A 14,157-nucleotide genomic window follows, 5' to 3' on the forward strand; every position below is an offset into this window, starting at 1 on the left:
CCCATTCGAGCGTCCGCTCCGTTCAGCTAACGTAAACTTAGCAGACGTTCGCTCATGGTGAAAGCCGGCTCACAGCTGCAAGAAGCCGTCGGCCTGGCTCGAGAACCCCGGAATCTGCGGTCGCGCGTACGTGAGCAGCACGCACGTGACGAGCGCGAACGCGATCAGCGGCGCGAACAGCGCGAGGATCATGGCGAGCGTGAACAGCGCGATCGTGACGTACGATCGCGCCAGCGCCCGGCGCCGCATCGCCAGCGTACCCGGCTTCTGCGACGATCGTCCGATCGCTTCGTGGGCAAAACCGTGGTAGGTGAAGTTGACGAACAGGATGCCGGCCGCATAGATGAAGACCGGGACGGGTGCGAAGCGCGTGTCCGCCATCCAGGCCGTCGCGAACGGCACCAGCGAGGCGGCGAACATGTGCGCGAAGATCCATAGCGTCAGGCGCGCCGTCGTCGCGCCGGCCGAGCGCAACAAGAAGTGGTGATTGATCCACATGATCGCGATCAGCAGGTAGCTCACCACGTAGCTGAGCGCGGTCGGCCACTCGTCGAACAACGCCGCGAACGTCGGGTGCGCGGGCAACCGCAGCTGCAACACCATGATCGTGATGATCACCGCGAACACGCCGTCGGAGAAGCTCCCCACCCGTGAGTGGCTGAGGATCCGGCGCGCCTCCTCGGACGCGCCGGTGCGTTCACTCTCTTCCATCGGGCACCCCATACCAAGCGGTGATGACGTACTTCGTGCCGCGCGCGACCGGCTCGGCGCGGTGCAGCAGCGAGGGCGAGAAGGCGATCGCGACGCCGGGCGAGGGCTGCACGACCACGTCCGCGTCGAGCAGCGCCGTCGCGCCGCCCGCCAGATCGTCGTTGAGATAGCACACCAGCGAGAGCGTCCGGCGCGGGTCGTCGGGCGCGGGCCGATCGCGGTGCTCGACGTACTTGCCGCCGACGTGATAGCGAACCAGTTGGCATTCGGTCAGCACCGACCCGGGCGCTACCTTGGCCGCAAGTCGTGCGGTGACGACGGCGAGTCGATCGCGATACGCGCCGGCGTGCGGACGATGCAGCTCCTCGGGCAAGAACTCCGCCTCGCGGATCGACGCGTCGACCGCGAGGTTCTCGTTGATGCCGGCCGGCACCCAACACGGCGAATCGGCCGCGATCATCACCGCCGCCGCCGCTTCGACCGGCGCGAAGGCGCGCAACACGTAGACGCCCGGCGCGATCTCGACGGGGGCGCTCGCGGTGCGCGGGACCAGCTCGGCCGCCCGCGCGCTGGTCAGCTCCAAGCGTTCAGCTCTCGTCGTTCTCGAACGCGATCAGCATCTTGCGCAAGAGGCCCGTGAGCTGTTTGCGTTCCGCGGCGGTGAGGCCGGGGACGATCTGGTCGGCGACCGCGTCGCGCGCGGCGTTCGCGCGCTGCACCGCGCGCCGTCCTTCGGGCGTGATCGAGAGCAGCACCGAACGGCGGTCGGCGGTGCCGTGCTGGCGCTCGATGTAGCCGGCACGCTCGAGGCGATCGAGCCGGTTGGTCATCGCGCCCGACGAGCAGATGAGCGATGCGGCGACGGTGCCGGGATTCTTCGGCTCCTCGCCGCCCAAGGCCAGCGAATTGAGCACGTCGACCTCGCCGTGCTTGAGTCCCAGCTTGCCGAACACGTCGGCCAGCCGCCGGTCGAGGAAAGAAAGTACCCGATAGAGCCGGCTCGCGACTTGCACGACGTCGTCGTCCTCTCGCTTGTCCGGCAGCTGGGCGAGCGTTCGGCCGATGAAGTCCTGTTTCACCGCCCTCAGCCTACCACGGAAGAACTTGTCCGTCAAGAATCTTTATATCGAAATACTTGACTCAGCACGACCTCGGGCATAGTATTTTGATATGAAGATTTCTCGCTTCGAACAGAACTGCGCCGGAGCCGCCCGATGAACAGCTTGACCGGGAAGGTGGCCATCGTCACCGGCGGCTCCAAGGGCATCGGCGCCGGGATCGCGCGCGGTCTCGCCAGCGCCGGCGCGGCCGTCGCCGTGAACTATTCGTCCGACCGGGCCGGCGCCGAGCGCGTCGTGACCGCGATCCGCGAGGCCGGCGGCCGCGCCCTCGCCGTCCAGGGCGACGTCGCGAAGGGCGCCGACGTCGAGCGGCTGTTCGCCGAGACGGCCAAGGAGCTGGGGCCGCCGAGCATCGTCGTCAACAACGCGGGCGTGTACCGCTTCGATCCGATCGAGCAGGTCACCGAGGACGAGTTCCGCCGCGAGTTCGACACCAACGTGCTCGGCACGCTGTTGGTCAGCCGCGAAGCGGCCAAGACGTTTCCCGCCGCGGGCGGCAGCATCGTCAACATCAGCTCGGTCGCGAGCACGGCACACATGCCGGGCGCGTCCGTCTACTCAGCGACGAAGGCCGCGCTTGACGCGGTGACGCGTTCGCTGGCCGCCGAGCTGGGGCCGCGCAAGATTCGCGTCAACACCGTCGCGCCGGGCCCGGTCGACACCGAAGGCTCGCAGGCCGCCGGCGTCATCGGCAGCGACTTCGAGAAGGCGATGGTCGCGCAGACGCCGCTCGGACGCATCGCGAAGCCCGACGACATCGCGCCGGTCGTGGTGTTCCTAGCCTCCGACGACGCGGGCTGGCTGACCGGTGAGCGCGTGAGCGCGTCGGGCGGTCTTCACTAAGCGACGCCGAGGTAGTTCGCCAGCCACATGATGCCGCGCGAGAAGCAGCTGACCTCGTCGCGGCAGGGCTGCGCATGCGGCGCGTCGCGCAAGCGGCTCCAGACCTCCGCGCCGCCCATGCGCACGAGCTCGTCGAAACGGCTCGACCACTCGACCGTGTGGTCGCCGACGATGCGCCGGCAGACGTAGAGCCGGATGACGCGCCCGCCGACGGCGACCTGGCAGATGCGACCGGGCACGATCTCGTCGACCTCGTCGAACGGAAAGGACTCGACCGATGCACTCATGACGACCTCTCTTCGAAGAACGTGCGAACGTCGTCCGCCAGCTCCGCCGGTGCCTCGAGCGCGGCGAAGTGGCCGCCGCGCGGCATGCGCGTGTAGCGTTGCAGGTTGAAGCCCCGCCGCAGCCATGCCGCGGGCGGATTCCAGATCTCGTGGGGAAACGCGGCGTACGCCAGCGGTGGCGCGATGCGCTCCTCGCGCGCCAGCGCCATCGGATCGTGGGCGTTGTCGTAGTAGATCGCCATCGAGCTGCCGATCGCGCCGGTGAACCAGTACAGCGAGACGTTGGTGAGCAACAGATCGGGCGAGAACGGCGGCTCGGCGGCGTCGCTGCGATCGCTCCAGTAGTAGAACTTCTCGACGATCCACGACGCCAGGCCGGCCGGTGAGTCGTTGAGCGCGCTGGCCGGCGTGCGCGGCGTCGTCCGGTGCAGGTGCCCATAGGCGCCGCGCGCTTCCGCCCACGCGGTGAAACCGGCGAGCGCCGCGCGCTCCTCCGCGTCCAGCGGCGCGCTGCCTTCGCCGAGCCACGGCCGGTACGAGCTGCCCACGAAGTTGAGGTGCACGCCGATCACGCGCTCGGGCGCCAACCGCGCCACCAGCGAGGAGACGCCGGCGCCGACGTCGCCGCCTTGCAGCCCGAAGCGCTCGTAACCGAGCGCGGTCATCAACGCCAACCACAGCCGGGCCACTTCGCGATTCGGCGTCGTACCGCGGCGCGCCGAGAACGCGTAGCCGGGCAGCGAGGGGACGACCAGGTCGAACGCCGGACCGTCGCCGTTGCCGAGCAGCTCGATCACCTCGAGGAACTCGACGAACGAACCGGGCCAGCCGTGCGTGAGCACCAGCGGGATCGCCGGCCGGCGCGGCGAGCGCACGTGCACGAAGTGGATGCGCGTCCCATCGAGGTCGGCGACGAACTGCGGCAACGCGTTCAGCCGCGCTTCGTGCGCGCGCCAATCGTAGCGCTCGCGCCAATACGTCACCAGCTTGCGCAGGTAGACGGGATCGGTGCCGCGGGTCCAATCGGGCAAGCCCTCGTCTTCGTGCGGCCAGCGCGTTCGATCGAGCCGCGCGTGCAGGTCGGCAACGTCGGCGTCCGTGATCTCGATCCGAAACGGCGTGACGGTCATCGCGTCCTCGCCGTTGATCTGGCCCGTCGCGGCGCCCGTTTCCTCCCGCAGCGTTTCTCCGGCGCGCGGTGTTGACGGACACGATGAAGATCGCCGTCATTGGAGCCAGCGGACGCGTGGGCTCGCGGATCGTCGACGAAGCGCTCGCGCGCGGACACCAGGTCACCGCGATCGTTCGCGACGTCGACAAGGTCGCGCCGCGACCGCACCTGGTGGCGCGCGCCGGCGACGTCAAGGATCCCGCCGCGCTGGCGAAGGTGCTCGCCGGTCACGACGTCGTCGTCAGCGCGGTGCGATTCGTCGACACCGACCCCGCGGCGCTGATCGCAGCCGTCAAGGCGTCGGGTGTTCCGCGCTACCTGGTCGTCGGCGGTGCCAGCAGCTTACTGGTCGCGCCGGGAAAAGAGCTGGGCGATCAACCGGATTTTCCGGAAGCGTACAAGCCCGAGGCGAACGCGGGGCGGCAGTTCTTGCGCATGTTGCGCGCTGAGCCGGAGCTGGTATGGACGTTTCTCTCGCCGTCGGCGTTCTTCGCGCCGGGCGAGCGCACCGGGCACTTTCGCACCGGTGACGAGATGTTGTTGACGGGTCCCGACGGGAAGAGCGCGATCTCGATGGAGGACTACGCGATCGCGATGCTCGACGAGATCGAGCATCCCGCGCACGAACGCGCGCGCTTCACCGTCGGATACTGAGCGCCAACCACTTACAGGGCGGCCAGGACGGTCTGCGCGGTGTGCGTCGCGCTGGCGGCGGTCGTGACGAGGTCGGCACCCAGCACGAGGATCGCCACGATGGTGGCGGAGGCGAGGAAGCTGCGGAACATCGGGAGGTCTCTCCTTAGCGGGCGAGCTGGCGGGTCAACTATTTTCGTAAGTGATCCGCTGCCGTCACGATAGCACCGCGCCCGTCGGCTGTCAATTAAAAATCTAGTTAGACGGCGGACCGGGGTCGGCGGCCCGGCGGGCGAAGGGGTCCGCGATGGCCGATGAGCGCTGGAAGTTCGACGGGGTGCGGGTCGTCGCGGGCTGCGACCTCGACCCCAACACCCCCCAGACGCAGGGGATGAACCGGGCGGCCGCCATCACCCGGGCCACCGCCGGGGCCGAGAAGCTCTGGGCCGGGACCGTCGTCATCGAGCCGGACGCCAAGACCGGCGCCCACCACCACGGGGCGCTCGAGAGCGTCATCTACGTCGTACGCGGGAAGGCCCGGATGCGCTGGGGCGAGGCGCTGGAGTTCACCGCCGAGGCCGGCCCGGGCGACTTCATCTTCGTGCCGCCCTACGTGCCGCATCAGGAGATCAACGCTTCCGCCGGCGAGCCGCTCGAGTGCGTGCTCGTTCGCAGCGGCCAGGAGCCGGTGGTCGTCAACCTCGACATCCCGGTGGTCGAAAAGCCGGAAACCGTGCACTGGATCGACGACATCCACCGCCGGGCTCACACGGACATTTAACCAAAAAGGCGCAGCCGGGCCCTTCCCGCAGCGGAAGGGTGCTAGGGCGCACCTTCGGAACCCGTATACCCACATGCTCCGCTTCCTAACGCTGCGTCATGCAGCGGCGCTCTTCGTCTTTGGCGCCGCTAGTTTGTCCGCCCTTCCCGCCGCTGCTCGCCCGGTTCCGCCGGTCGAGGCCAGCTACGCCGCCGTCCTCCGCTCCATCAATCCGCATCTCCCCGTCGGCCAGGCCCGTGCCTACGCGCGCTCCATCGTCAAGGACGCCACCCGCACGCACCTCGATCCCCGCTTCATCATGTCGATCGTCACCGTCGAGTCCCACTGGGAAGCCAACGCGATCTCGCGCGTGGGCGCTCGTGGCCTCGGCCAGCTGATGCCGCACACCGCGGCGCTGCTCGGCGTGAACGCGTGGAGCCCGTACGACAACCTGCGCGGCACCGCGAGCTACCTCAAGTCGCTGGTGGCGACGTTCGCCGGCCACAAGAACGCGATGTCGCTGGCGATCGCCGGCTACAACGCCGGCCCGAAGGCCGTCCAGAAGTATCACGGGATCCCGCCCTACGCGGAGACGCAGACCTACGTGACCCGCGTGCTGCACATGTGGAACATCCTGCGCGGCAAGGTCGGCCGGGCGTTCGCGCCGGGACCGGCCGCCGTCGCGGTCCGCCGCGTCGCGCCGCCCGACGAGCGCGAATGGATCAGCGGCCGCGACACGATCGTGCCGCCGGTCGTCCCCGCGGCGGTCAACCCGACCACGACGGCGCCGGCCGCGAGCACCGACGCGGCCACCAACGGCGCGTCGGCGACGAGCACCGTCCCCGCGACCACGACGGCACCCGTCGCCCCCTCGGCGACGACCAGCGCGACGAACTGACGCGGCGCCGCGCCGATCGTTCAGATCGGCGCGGTCGCTTCGCTCGCGAGCGGGAACCCGAACGGCGCACCGCTCGTCGTGAACCCGGTCTTCACCGCGTAGGCCCACATGTGCGCGAGCAAGTTGATCTGCTGGGGCGAGTACCACAGCAGCTCGGTCGGGTTTTGGAAGACCGTCCAGAAGTGCGGCAGATTCCAGAGCGGATAGTACAGGTTCCGATCGCCGATCAAATCGCGCACCGGTTGCGGTAACGCGTCGAACCACCGCTGGTTGAGATCGTTGTAGAGCCAGAAGACCTGCACCGGCTCGGCGTCGGGGTACGGCGGGATGGCGAACGGGTTGGGCTGTTCGATCCGGTAGCGATCGGCGAACACCGTCGTGCCGCCCGCGGCGCGCGCCGCTTTGAGTCCCTTGACCAGCGCGGGCCACTGCGCGGTCGGGAAGATCTGCGTGTTCTGGCTGTTCCCGAAGTCGCTCTTCGGGATGTGTCCGAACAGGCGGCTGATCTGTCCGTCGATCCCGTCGACACACCCGTCGTCCGGCGATCCGATCGGATACGGCGAGTTGACGAACGCGAACACGACACGGTAGCCGCGCCGCAAGAGCGGCACGATCCCGACGTTCTCGAGGATCCCGCCGTCGCCGATCGTCACGCTTCGTCCGGGCGTCGTCCCGGCGGACTGCGGCGCGAAGTAGTTGAACTGCGGCGCCACCGAAGGGATGCCGATCTCGACGACGGCCGATGCGAACGCCGAGCTGCTGCTGCCGGCGACGTCGGAGAGCAAGAACCGGTACGCCGAGGTTCCGACCGTAACGACGTCGTTCACCGGCGGCGCGCTCGGCGCTTGTTGCGCGAACCCGACGTTCTCGACGAAGCCGCCGCCGAACGGACCGCTCTGACCCAGCGTGAGCTGCGGCTCGCCGGCGTACGCCGCGGTATACTCGAAGGGGCCGTACTGCTGGCCCGGCAGGTTGGCGATGTCCGCGCTCACCCGCTCCAGCGCGCTGACGGTGCCCGGCCGCGGTGCCAAGTCACCGCTCGGCGAGAGCACGGGGCTCTGCGTGATGTAGGTGCCGCCGGCGATGAAGAACGGACGATCCGCGTTCTGCACCAGGAAGTCGGCGCTCGAAAGCGACCGGTTGCGCGCGACGATCGCCGCGACCGTCGTGCCGTCGAGCGAGAGATATTGGCTCGTCGACGCGATGCCGAACGGCAGCAACAGCGTATCGTTGATCAGCCGCGACCACAGCTTGTCGTGCGGCGTTCCCCACGCCAGCTCGATCGCCGCGAACAGCGCGAGCTGCGCGTTGCTCAGGTTGAGCAACCCGGCTCCGAGGCACGCCGGTGCCACCGACGCGATGTCGTCGAGCGTGATCTGCTGCGGCTCGAGGTACGCGCCGAGCAGCTCCGTGACGCTCGAGCCGCGCGCGTAGGTGAACGCGGAACCAAACCACGTGCCGCCCGAGACGCACGAGATCGCGCCGATGAACGGCAGCACGCCGGCCGCGGCGAGACCGCGCATCTGGCCGAGCGACGCTGCGCACGAACGCGGACCACCGCCCGAGAAGCACGCGCCCCACTTCCCCGACGCCGCGGAGTAGCGCGGGTTCGTCTGCTCCGGATAGCTCGCACCGGGCAACTGCTCCGGATAGAGCAGGACGTTGAGCGTCGCCGGTTGCGCGGCGACGACTTCGCGCGGCGCGACGTCACGAGCGGACGCGGCCGTGGATCTTGGACTCGACATGCACCACACCTCAGGCAGCGACGAGTGCCGGCCTCGCGGCCGGGCCTCGATTCTACCGCCGCCCGCCGAAGCGGCGCAAGGCGCCTAGGGCGACTTCGCCGGTGCCGGCGCCGAGGTCAGCGTGCCTTGTGGAACGGCGGTCGCCGTCAGCGTCTGCGGCGCGGAGGTCGCGGTGAGCGTCTGCGGCGGCGCGCTCGCCTCGATCTTCGTCGCACCGCTGGCGCCGGGTTCCGGCGAGCCGGCGCGAACCGCCGCCGCGCCAGGCTTCCCGGAGGGCGCCGGGGTCGGCGACTCGGCGGGCTCCGGCAACGCGTAGATCGCGAAGATCGCGGGCCGGTTGGCCAGCAGCTTGAGGACCTGGGCCGTGCCGACGAACAGGATGCGCTGCGGGGGCAGGGTCGGCGCAGCCGAGGGCTGCGGGCCGTGGGCGACGTTCACCCCGCCCGGCGGGTTGGTCGGGAACTGCCCGTTGGGCATGCGGGTCGGCGTCGGGGTGGGTGTCGGCGTGAACAGGCTCGACTGCGGCACACCGGAGGGCGTCGGGCTCGGCGAGGGGGTTGCGCCCGCCGCCGGGCTGCCGGCAGCGGCCGGATGCTTCGCCACGGCCGCCGGCGGCGGCGTCGCCGTGGTGTCGACCTTCTCGACCGCGAGCCGGTAGACGCTGTCTTTCTCACCCGAGTTCCAGAGCGCCATCCCGAACTCGCCGTCGCGGTACTCCGTCACGATGTCGCGCGGGATGTCGATCGCGATGCGCGGATAGCTGCTCAGCGTCGCGTCGTGCGTGGGCAGCAGCTCGATGTACGCCAGCGGGCGGGCCGGGTGCTCGCGTCCCTTGCGGTGCTTGCCCTTGCCGCTCTTGAGGTTGAGATCCGGGCCGTCTTCGGGCTTGTGGATCGAAAGCGTCACGCCGATCGCGATCTCGACGGCGGTGGGCGAGGGGGCCGGCGTGGGGTTCTTTCCCTTGCTCGGCGCGGGCGTGGCGGGGCCGGCGGTCGGGAACGCGATCGCTCCGCTGAAGCCGTCCAAGCTCGGCAGTTCCTGGAAGTCGGCCCGGTCGCCGTAGGTGAGGACCGCGCTGGCGGACGAGGGGCTCGGCGCGGGCGTCGGGTTGACGCCGAAGTTCGGCGACGAGAGCGTCTGCGGCATGGTGCCGGTCGAGCCGAACGAGCCCGAGCATGCGGCCAGTCCGGCACCGACCAGGATGAGCAAGACGAAGCCGCGCGGCCACATACGCACGACGCCGGAGGTTCGCCCCGCGCCGCCCGTCTCTCCTATGCAATGCGCCGCATCACGCGGCGAGAAACGTCAAATATCTTCCTCGCCTCCCTTGGCGAGGAACGCAGCACGTGGGACGTCTCCTCGTAGGCGCTGCGGACTACGGCTGCTCGACGTAGACCTCGGCGCCCTTGGCCAAGAACTCGGCGGACTTCTCCGCCATCCCCGACGCGGCGTACTCGCGCACGTCTTGGGTGATCTTCATCGAGCAGAAGTGCGGTCCGCACATCGAGCAGAAGTGCGCGACCTTCGCACCCGGTGCGGGCAGCGTCTCGTCGTGCATCGAGCGCGCCGTGTCGGGATCGAGGCTCAGGTTGAACTGATCCTCCCAGCGGAACTCGAAGCGCGCCTTGGAGAGCACGTCGTCGCGATGGCGCGCGCCCGGATGTCCCTTGGCGACGTCCGCGGCGTGCGCCGCGAGCTTGTAGGTGATGACGCCGGTCTTGACGTCGTCCTTGTCGGGCAGGCCCAGGTGCTCTTTCGGCGTGACGTAGCACAGCATCGCGGTTCCCATCCAACCGATCATCGCGGCGCCGATGCCGCTGGTGATGTGGTCGTAGCCGGGCGCGATGTCGGTGACGAGCGGGCCGAGCGTGTAGAACGGCGCCTCGTGGCAGACGGCCAGCTGGCGATCCATGTTCTCTTTGATCAGGTGCATCGGCACGTGGCCGGGGCCTTCGATCATCACCTGCACGTCGTGCTTCCAAGCGATCTGCGTGAGCTCGCCGAGCGTGTCGAGCTCGCCGAACTGCGCGGCGTCGTTGGCGTCGGCGGTGCAGCCGGGCCGCAACCCGTCGCCCAGCGAGAACGTCACGTCGTACGCCTTCATGATCTCGCAGATCTCGTCGAAGTGCGTGTAGAGGAAGTTCTCCTGATGGTGCGCGAGGCACCACTTGGCCAGGATCGAGCCGCCGCGCGAGACGATGCCGGTGATGCGGTCGGCCGTCAGCGGCACGTAGCGCAGCAGCACGCCCGCGTGCACGGTGAAGTAGTCGACGCCCTGTTCCGCCTGCTCGATCAGCGTGTCGCGATAGATCTCCCAGGTCAGCTCCTCGGCCTTGCCGCCGACTTTCTCGAGCGCCTGATAGATCGGCACCGTGCCGATCGGGACCGGGCTGTTGCGTACGATCCACTCGCGCGTCTCGTGGATGTTCTTGCCGGTCGAGAGGTCCATGACGGTGTCGGCGCCCCAGCGGCTCGCCCACACCATCTTCTCGACCTCTTCTTCGATCGACGAGCTGATCGCGCTGTTGCCGATGTTGGCGTTGATCTTGACCAGGAAGTTGCGGCCGATGATCGTCGGCTCGAGCTCGAGGTGATTGACGTTGGCCGGCAGCACGGCGCGGCCGCGCGCGATCTCGCTGCGCACCAGCTCGGGCTCGACGCCCTCGCGGATGGCGACGAACTCCATCTCCGGCGTGATCTCACCGCGCCGCGCGTAGTGCATCTGCGAGACGTTGCCGCCGTTGCGCGCGCGGCGGATCGGCCGCGGCGAGGGGAAGCGGATCGCGTCCAGCTCGGGCATCGCCTCGCGGCCCAGCCGATAGATCGAGGAAGCCTTGGCGAGCACGTCGGTGTCGTCGCGGCGTGCGATCCACGGCTCGCGGATCGGGGCGATGCCGGCCCGCACGTCGATGCCGACGTCGGGATCGGTGAACGGCCCCGAGGTGTCGTGCACGGTGTGAATCGTGCCGTCGGTCAGCGTGATGGCCCGGAACGGCACCTGGATCGACGGATCGCTCCCCTGCGCGTAGCCTTTGCGCGAGTTCGGGAACGGCTCGCGGGAGAGCACGTCGTTGGACGGGGGCAGCATGGTCGCCATGAGCAGCACTCCTCTTCGCCGGTATGACCCGGATCAGGTGGTAACGGTCGGCGGCCTGGCGCGCGCCCTCTCAGTCCGGCCTTTCGGACTCCCGTAGCGTGCCTCTCAGGTTATGCTTAGCCCATTCGTATGTCAAGAAAGGCAGGGCGGAGCTTGAGATTGGGTGGCCAATATTGTCCCGATGGTTAGCGTCCCGTCGACTAGTGAGCGCTCGGGCCGAAGAGCTGCGGGCCAGGTTCTGCGGCTCACACGAATAGAGCTGGAGAACTGGCGTAATTTTCAACGCGCCGCAGTCGATCTTTCACGCCGCGCTTTTATCGTTGGCCCCAATGCATCGGGGAAATCCAACTTCCTGGACGCCTTCAGATTCCTGAACGAGATCGTGAGCGTCGGCGGAGGCCTTCAGGCTGCGATCAGTCAACGCGGGGGCATTTCGCGGCTCAGAAGTTTATTGGCGCGACAAAACTCCGACATTGTTCTGCGAACAACGCTGGGCACCGATGAGGATCCTCGTCGGTGGCAATACGAGTTGGTGTTTAACTTGTCGAGTCGGGCGGCGCGAGCAGTACCCGTGGTAAAAATGGAGCGCGCGTGGCGAGATGGTGAACTAGTACTAGACCGTCCCGATGATTCAGATAAGATCGACCGAATTCGGCTAAGGCAAACAGCTCTAGAGCAAATTGCCGCGAATGTGGAATTCCGTCCAATTGCGGACCTTTTTCAATCGATCCGATACTTGCACATTGTCCCACAGCTAGTTCGGGACCCCGATCGCTCGGTTGGGAGATTGGACGACCCGTACGGCGGCGACTTTCTTGAGACGATCGCCCGAACCCCCAAGCGTGAACAGGAAACGCGGCTGAAGCGCATCACGGATGCTCTCAAGATCGCCGTGCCTCAGCTTGCTGACCTTAAACTTGAACGCGATAAAGCGAGCGGCAAGCCACACCTTATCGGAAAATATGCGCACTGGCGCCCCCAAGGAGCCTGGCAGCGCGAAGACCAGTTTTCTGATGGGACGTTGAGGCTGATTGGGCTGCTCTGGGCGATTCTTGATGTCCGCGGCCCGCTTCTACTAGAAGAGCCCGAATTATCGTTGAACGAGGCGATCGTTCGCCAAATTCCGAGCTTTATCTATCGGATGCAGCAGCGCAGCGGCAGGCAAGTTCTTCTCTCGACGCACGCTGACGAAATGTTTATAGACTCGGGGATTGGAGCAGATGAAGTCCTCCTCATCAGGCCGACACCCGATGGATCTACAATTGTGTCGGGTGCGACAGTCGACAAGGTTCGCGCCGTTCTCCAAGCCGGCGACACGCTGGCAGAGGCTCTGCGGCCGCTCGTAAAGCCACCGAAACTGGATCAACTGTCACTATTTGCTCCTCTCGAATAAACGCGATGTTATTCGCGGTGGTTGAAGGCCGGGTAGATGCGGCCGTAGCAGAGCGCGTTGCACGACACACAAACGTGTTAATCGACCAGATCCTGATCAAGAACGGTCGCGCGAACATCGCGTCAAAGGTGCGCGGGTATGCCGGGTCCGCGGTCCAGGAGCAGAAATGGTTCGTGCTCGCCGATCTAGATTCGGACCCGTGCCCGAGCGATTTGCTAGGCAGATGGGGAGTGCCGGCACGCTCAGCGCATTTTACCTGTCGGTTCGCGGTGCGCGAAGTTGAGGCGTGGCTCCTCTCGGACGCGGAAACGCTCGCGCAGGAGTTGCATGTCAGTCAATCAGCCCTTCCGCCCCGTCCGGAAGAACTAAGAGACGCCAAATTAGCGCTAGTGAACGCAGCGAGAAGATCGAGAAGGCGCTCTGTGCGAGAAGCACTGACGCCTCCTCCTACGAGTTTGCTACAAACCGGTCCTGACTATACGCCTTGGATAATCGACTATGTGCAGAGAAATTGGCGCCCCGGGCAAGCCGCGCTAATTTCGCCGAGCCTCCGGAAGTGCATGACTTCCCTAACTTCGCTCTTCGATCGACTTGTTTGACAAGGACACAGCGGGCGGTCCTCTTGGTCGCGCTGGCGCAGCTTGCGATCGGTGCGGCCGCGATCTTCGCGCGCTTCGCGCTGGTCACGGGGGGCCCGCTGGCCGTCTCGGCGGCGCGCTTGGCTCTCGCCGCGGTCCCAATCGTCGCGCTGGCGGCCTGGCGCGGCCGGTTGCGGCGGATCGACGACCGCACCGAGTGGCGCTTGGTCCTCGCGGGACTCGTGCTCGCGCTGCACTTCGCGACCTGGATCTCCTCGCTGCGCTTCGCCTCGGTCGCGATCTCGACGCTGCTGGTGTGCTCGGTCCCGGTGTGGACGGAGATCATCGAGGCCGTGCGCCGCCGGCGCATCGATCCGGTCGCGAGCGCGAGCATCGTCGGCGCGCTGCTCGGCGTGGCGATCGTCGTCGGCGCGCCCGATCGCGCCAACACGCCGCTCGGCATCGCGCTCGCACTGGTCGGCGCGCTCGCGTTCGCCGCGTATCTGCTGGTCGTACGCGGCACCGATCCGCGGTACGACACGCTGGCCGTCATCTCGCGCACCTATCCGGTCGCCGCTATCGCGCTCGCGCTCGCGGCGTCGGCGCTGCGCGATCCGCTGCCGGCGGCGGGGGATTGGCGCGGCTGGGCTGGTATTCTCGCGATGGCCCTGCTCTCGCAGCTGTTCGGCCACACCGCGCTGAACGCGGCCGTGCGCGTCCTCTCGGCGACCTTCGTCGCCACCATGACGCTGCTCGAGCCGGTCATCGCCGCCGTGCTGGCAGCCTGGCTGTTCGCCGAGCGGCTCGGCCCGCTGACGGCGCTCGGCGCGATCGTCATCTTGGGCGCGATCGCGCTGGCGATTCGCGACCTGCCCGGGATCGGGGAAACACCGGCACCATGAAGTACAAGCAGATCGCCG

General features: G+C 67.7%; 14 protein-coding genes and 1 riboswitch. Of the genes, 6 read left to right on the forward strand and 8 right to left on the reverse strand.

Annotated elements, in window-relative coordinates:
• Positions 1–69 precede the first annotated feature (69 nt).
• From VMD91_19695 to VMD91_19705, 3 genes are read right to left on the reverse strand one after another with little or no spacing between them, the layout of a single operon-like run.
• On the reverse strand, positions 70–711 hold the full coding sequence (locus tag VMD91_19695) for a TMEM175 family protein (GenBank protein ID HTW86305.1): 642 nt from the start codon (positions 709–711) through the stop codon (positions 70–72).
• Positions 698–1,294 (reverse strand): 2OG-Fe(II) oxygenase, encoded by a 597-nt coding sequence (locus tag VMD91_19700; protein ID HTW86306.1) that lies wholly within the window; start codon positions 1,292–1,294, stop codon positions 698–700. The genes VMD91_19695 and VMD91_19700 overlap by 14 nt, the downstream gene beginning before the upstream one ends.
• A 4-nt stretch (positions 1,295–1,298) precedes the next feature.
• On the reverse strand, positions 1,299–1,790 hold the full coding sequence (locus VMD91_19705) for a MarR family transcriptional regulator (GenBank protein HTW86307.1): 492 nt from the start codon (positions 1,788–1,790) through the stop codon (positions 1,299–1,301).
• A gap of 135 nt (positions 1,791–1,925) precedes the next feature.
• On the opposite strand from VMD91_19705, the gene VMD91_19710 reads away from it, so the two are divergent.
• Positions 1,926–2,675 (forward strand): glucose 1-dehydrogenase, encoded by a 750-nt coding sequence (locus tag VMD91_19710; GenBank protein ID HTW86308.1) that lies wholly within the window; start codon positions 1,926–1,928, stop codon positions 2,673–2,675.
• On the opposite strand, the gene VMD91_19715 is transcribed toward VMD91_19710, so the two are convergent.
• Both VMD91_19715 and VMD91_19720 read right to left on the reverse strand, forming a co-directional pair.
• Entirely contained in the window at positions 2,672–2,962 is a 291-nt protein-coding gene (locus VMD91_19715) for a hypothetical protein (GenBank protein HTW86309.1), read from the reverse strand. The two genes, VMD91_19710 and VMD91_19715, sit on opposite strands and share 4 nt — an antisense overlap.
• A complete protein-coding gene (locus VMD91_19720; GenBank protein ID HTW86310.1) occupies positions 2,959–4,092 on the reverse strand; it encodes an epoxide hydrolase in 1,134 nt (377 codons plus the stop codon). The genes VMD91_19715 and VMD91_19720 overlap by 4 nt, the downstream gene beginning before the upstream one ends.
• An 83-nt stretch (positions 4,093–4,175) precedes the next feature.
• On the opposite strand from VMD91_19720, the gene VMD91_19725 reads away from it, so the two are divergent.
• From VMD91_19725 to VMD91_19735, 3 genes are all read left to right on the forward strand, one after another.
• The gene (locus tag VMD91_19725; protein ID HTW86311.1) at positions 4,176–4,787 is read left to right on the forward strand and encodes an NAD(P)-dependent oxidoreductase; all 612 of its coding nucleotides are present in this window, start codon (positions 4,176–4,178) and stop codon (positions 4,785–4,787) included.
• 286 nt (positions 4,788–5,073) lie between these two features.
• Positions 5,074–5,547: a cupin domain-containing protein gene (locus VMD91_19730; GenBank protein HTW86312.1), complete on the forward strand. Its 474-nt coding sequence runs from the start codon at positions 5,074–5,076 to the stop codon at positions 5,545–5,547.
• A 133-nt stretch (positions 5,548–5,680) separates the two neighbouring features.
• Entirely contained in the window at positions 5,681–6,424 is a 744-nt protein-coding gene (locus tag VMD91_19735) for a transglycosylase SLT domain-containing protein (GenBank protein HTW86313.1), read from the forward strand.
• A gap of 20 nt (positions 6,425–6,444) precedes the next feature.
• Here VMD91_19735 and VMD91_19740 read toward each other — a convergent pair whose 3' ends face one another.
• The 3 genes from VMD91_19740 to thiC form a co-directional block, all read right to left on the reverse strand.
• Complete coding sequence (locus VMD91_19740) at positions 6,445–8,169, reverse strand: hypothetical protein (GenBank protein ID HTW86314.1); 1,725 nt, start codon at positions 8,167–8,169, stop codon at positions 6,445–6,447.
• An 84-nt stretch (positions 8,170–8,253) separates the two neighbouring features.
• Positions 8,254–9,405, reverse strand: coding sequence for a hypothetical protein (locus VMD91_19745; protein HTW86315.1), 1,152 nt, complete (start codon positions 9,403–9,405; stop codon positions 8,254–8,256).
• A gap of 139 nt (positions 9,406–9,544) precedes the next feature.
• Entirely contained in the window at positions 9,545–11,266 is a 1,722-nt protein-coding gene (thiC, locus tag VMD91_19750) for a phosphomethylpyrimidine synthase ThiC (GenBank protein ID HTW86316.1), read from the reverse strand.
• Positions 11,260–11,371, reverse strand: a riboswitch (TPP riboswitch). It overlaps the preceding gene by 7 nt.
• A 58-nt stretch (positions 11,372–11,429) precedes the next feature.
• Between thiC and VMD91_19755 the strand changes: the two genes are divergently transcribed.
• Positions 11,430–12,659, forward strand: coding sequence for an AAA family ATPase (locus VMD91_19755; protein ID HTW86317.1), 1,230 nt, complete (start codon positions 11,430–11,432; stop codon positions 12,657–12,659).
• 595 nt (positions 12,660–13,254) lie between these two features.
• Positions 13,255–14,139, forward strand: coding sequence for a DMT family transporter (locus VMD91_19760; GenBank protein HTW86318.1), 885 nt, complete (start codon positions 13,255–13,257; stop codon positions 14,137–14,139).
• Positions 14,140–14,157: the final 18 nt, after the last annotated feature.

The organism is Candidatus Sulfotelmatobacter sp. (assembly GCA_035504415.1).
Classification (GTDB): domain Bacteria; phylum Vulcanimicrobiota; class Vulcanimicrobiia; order Vulcanimicrobiales; family Vulcanimicrobiaceae; genus Vulcanimicrobium.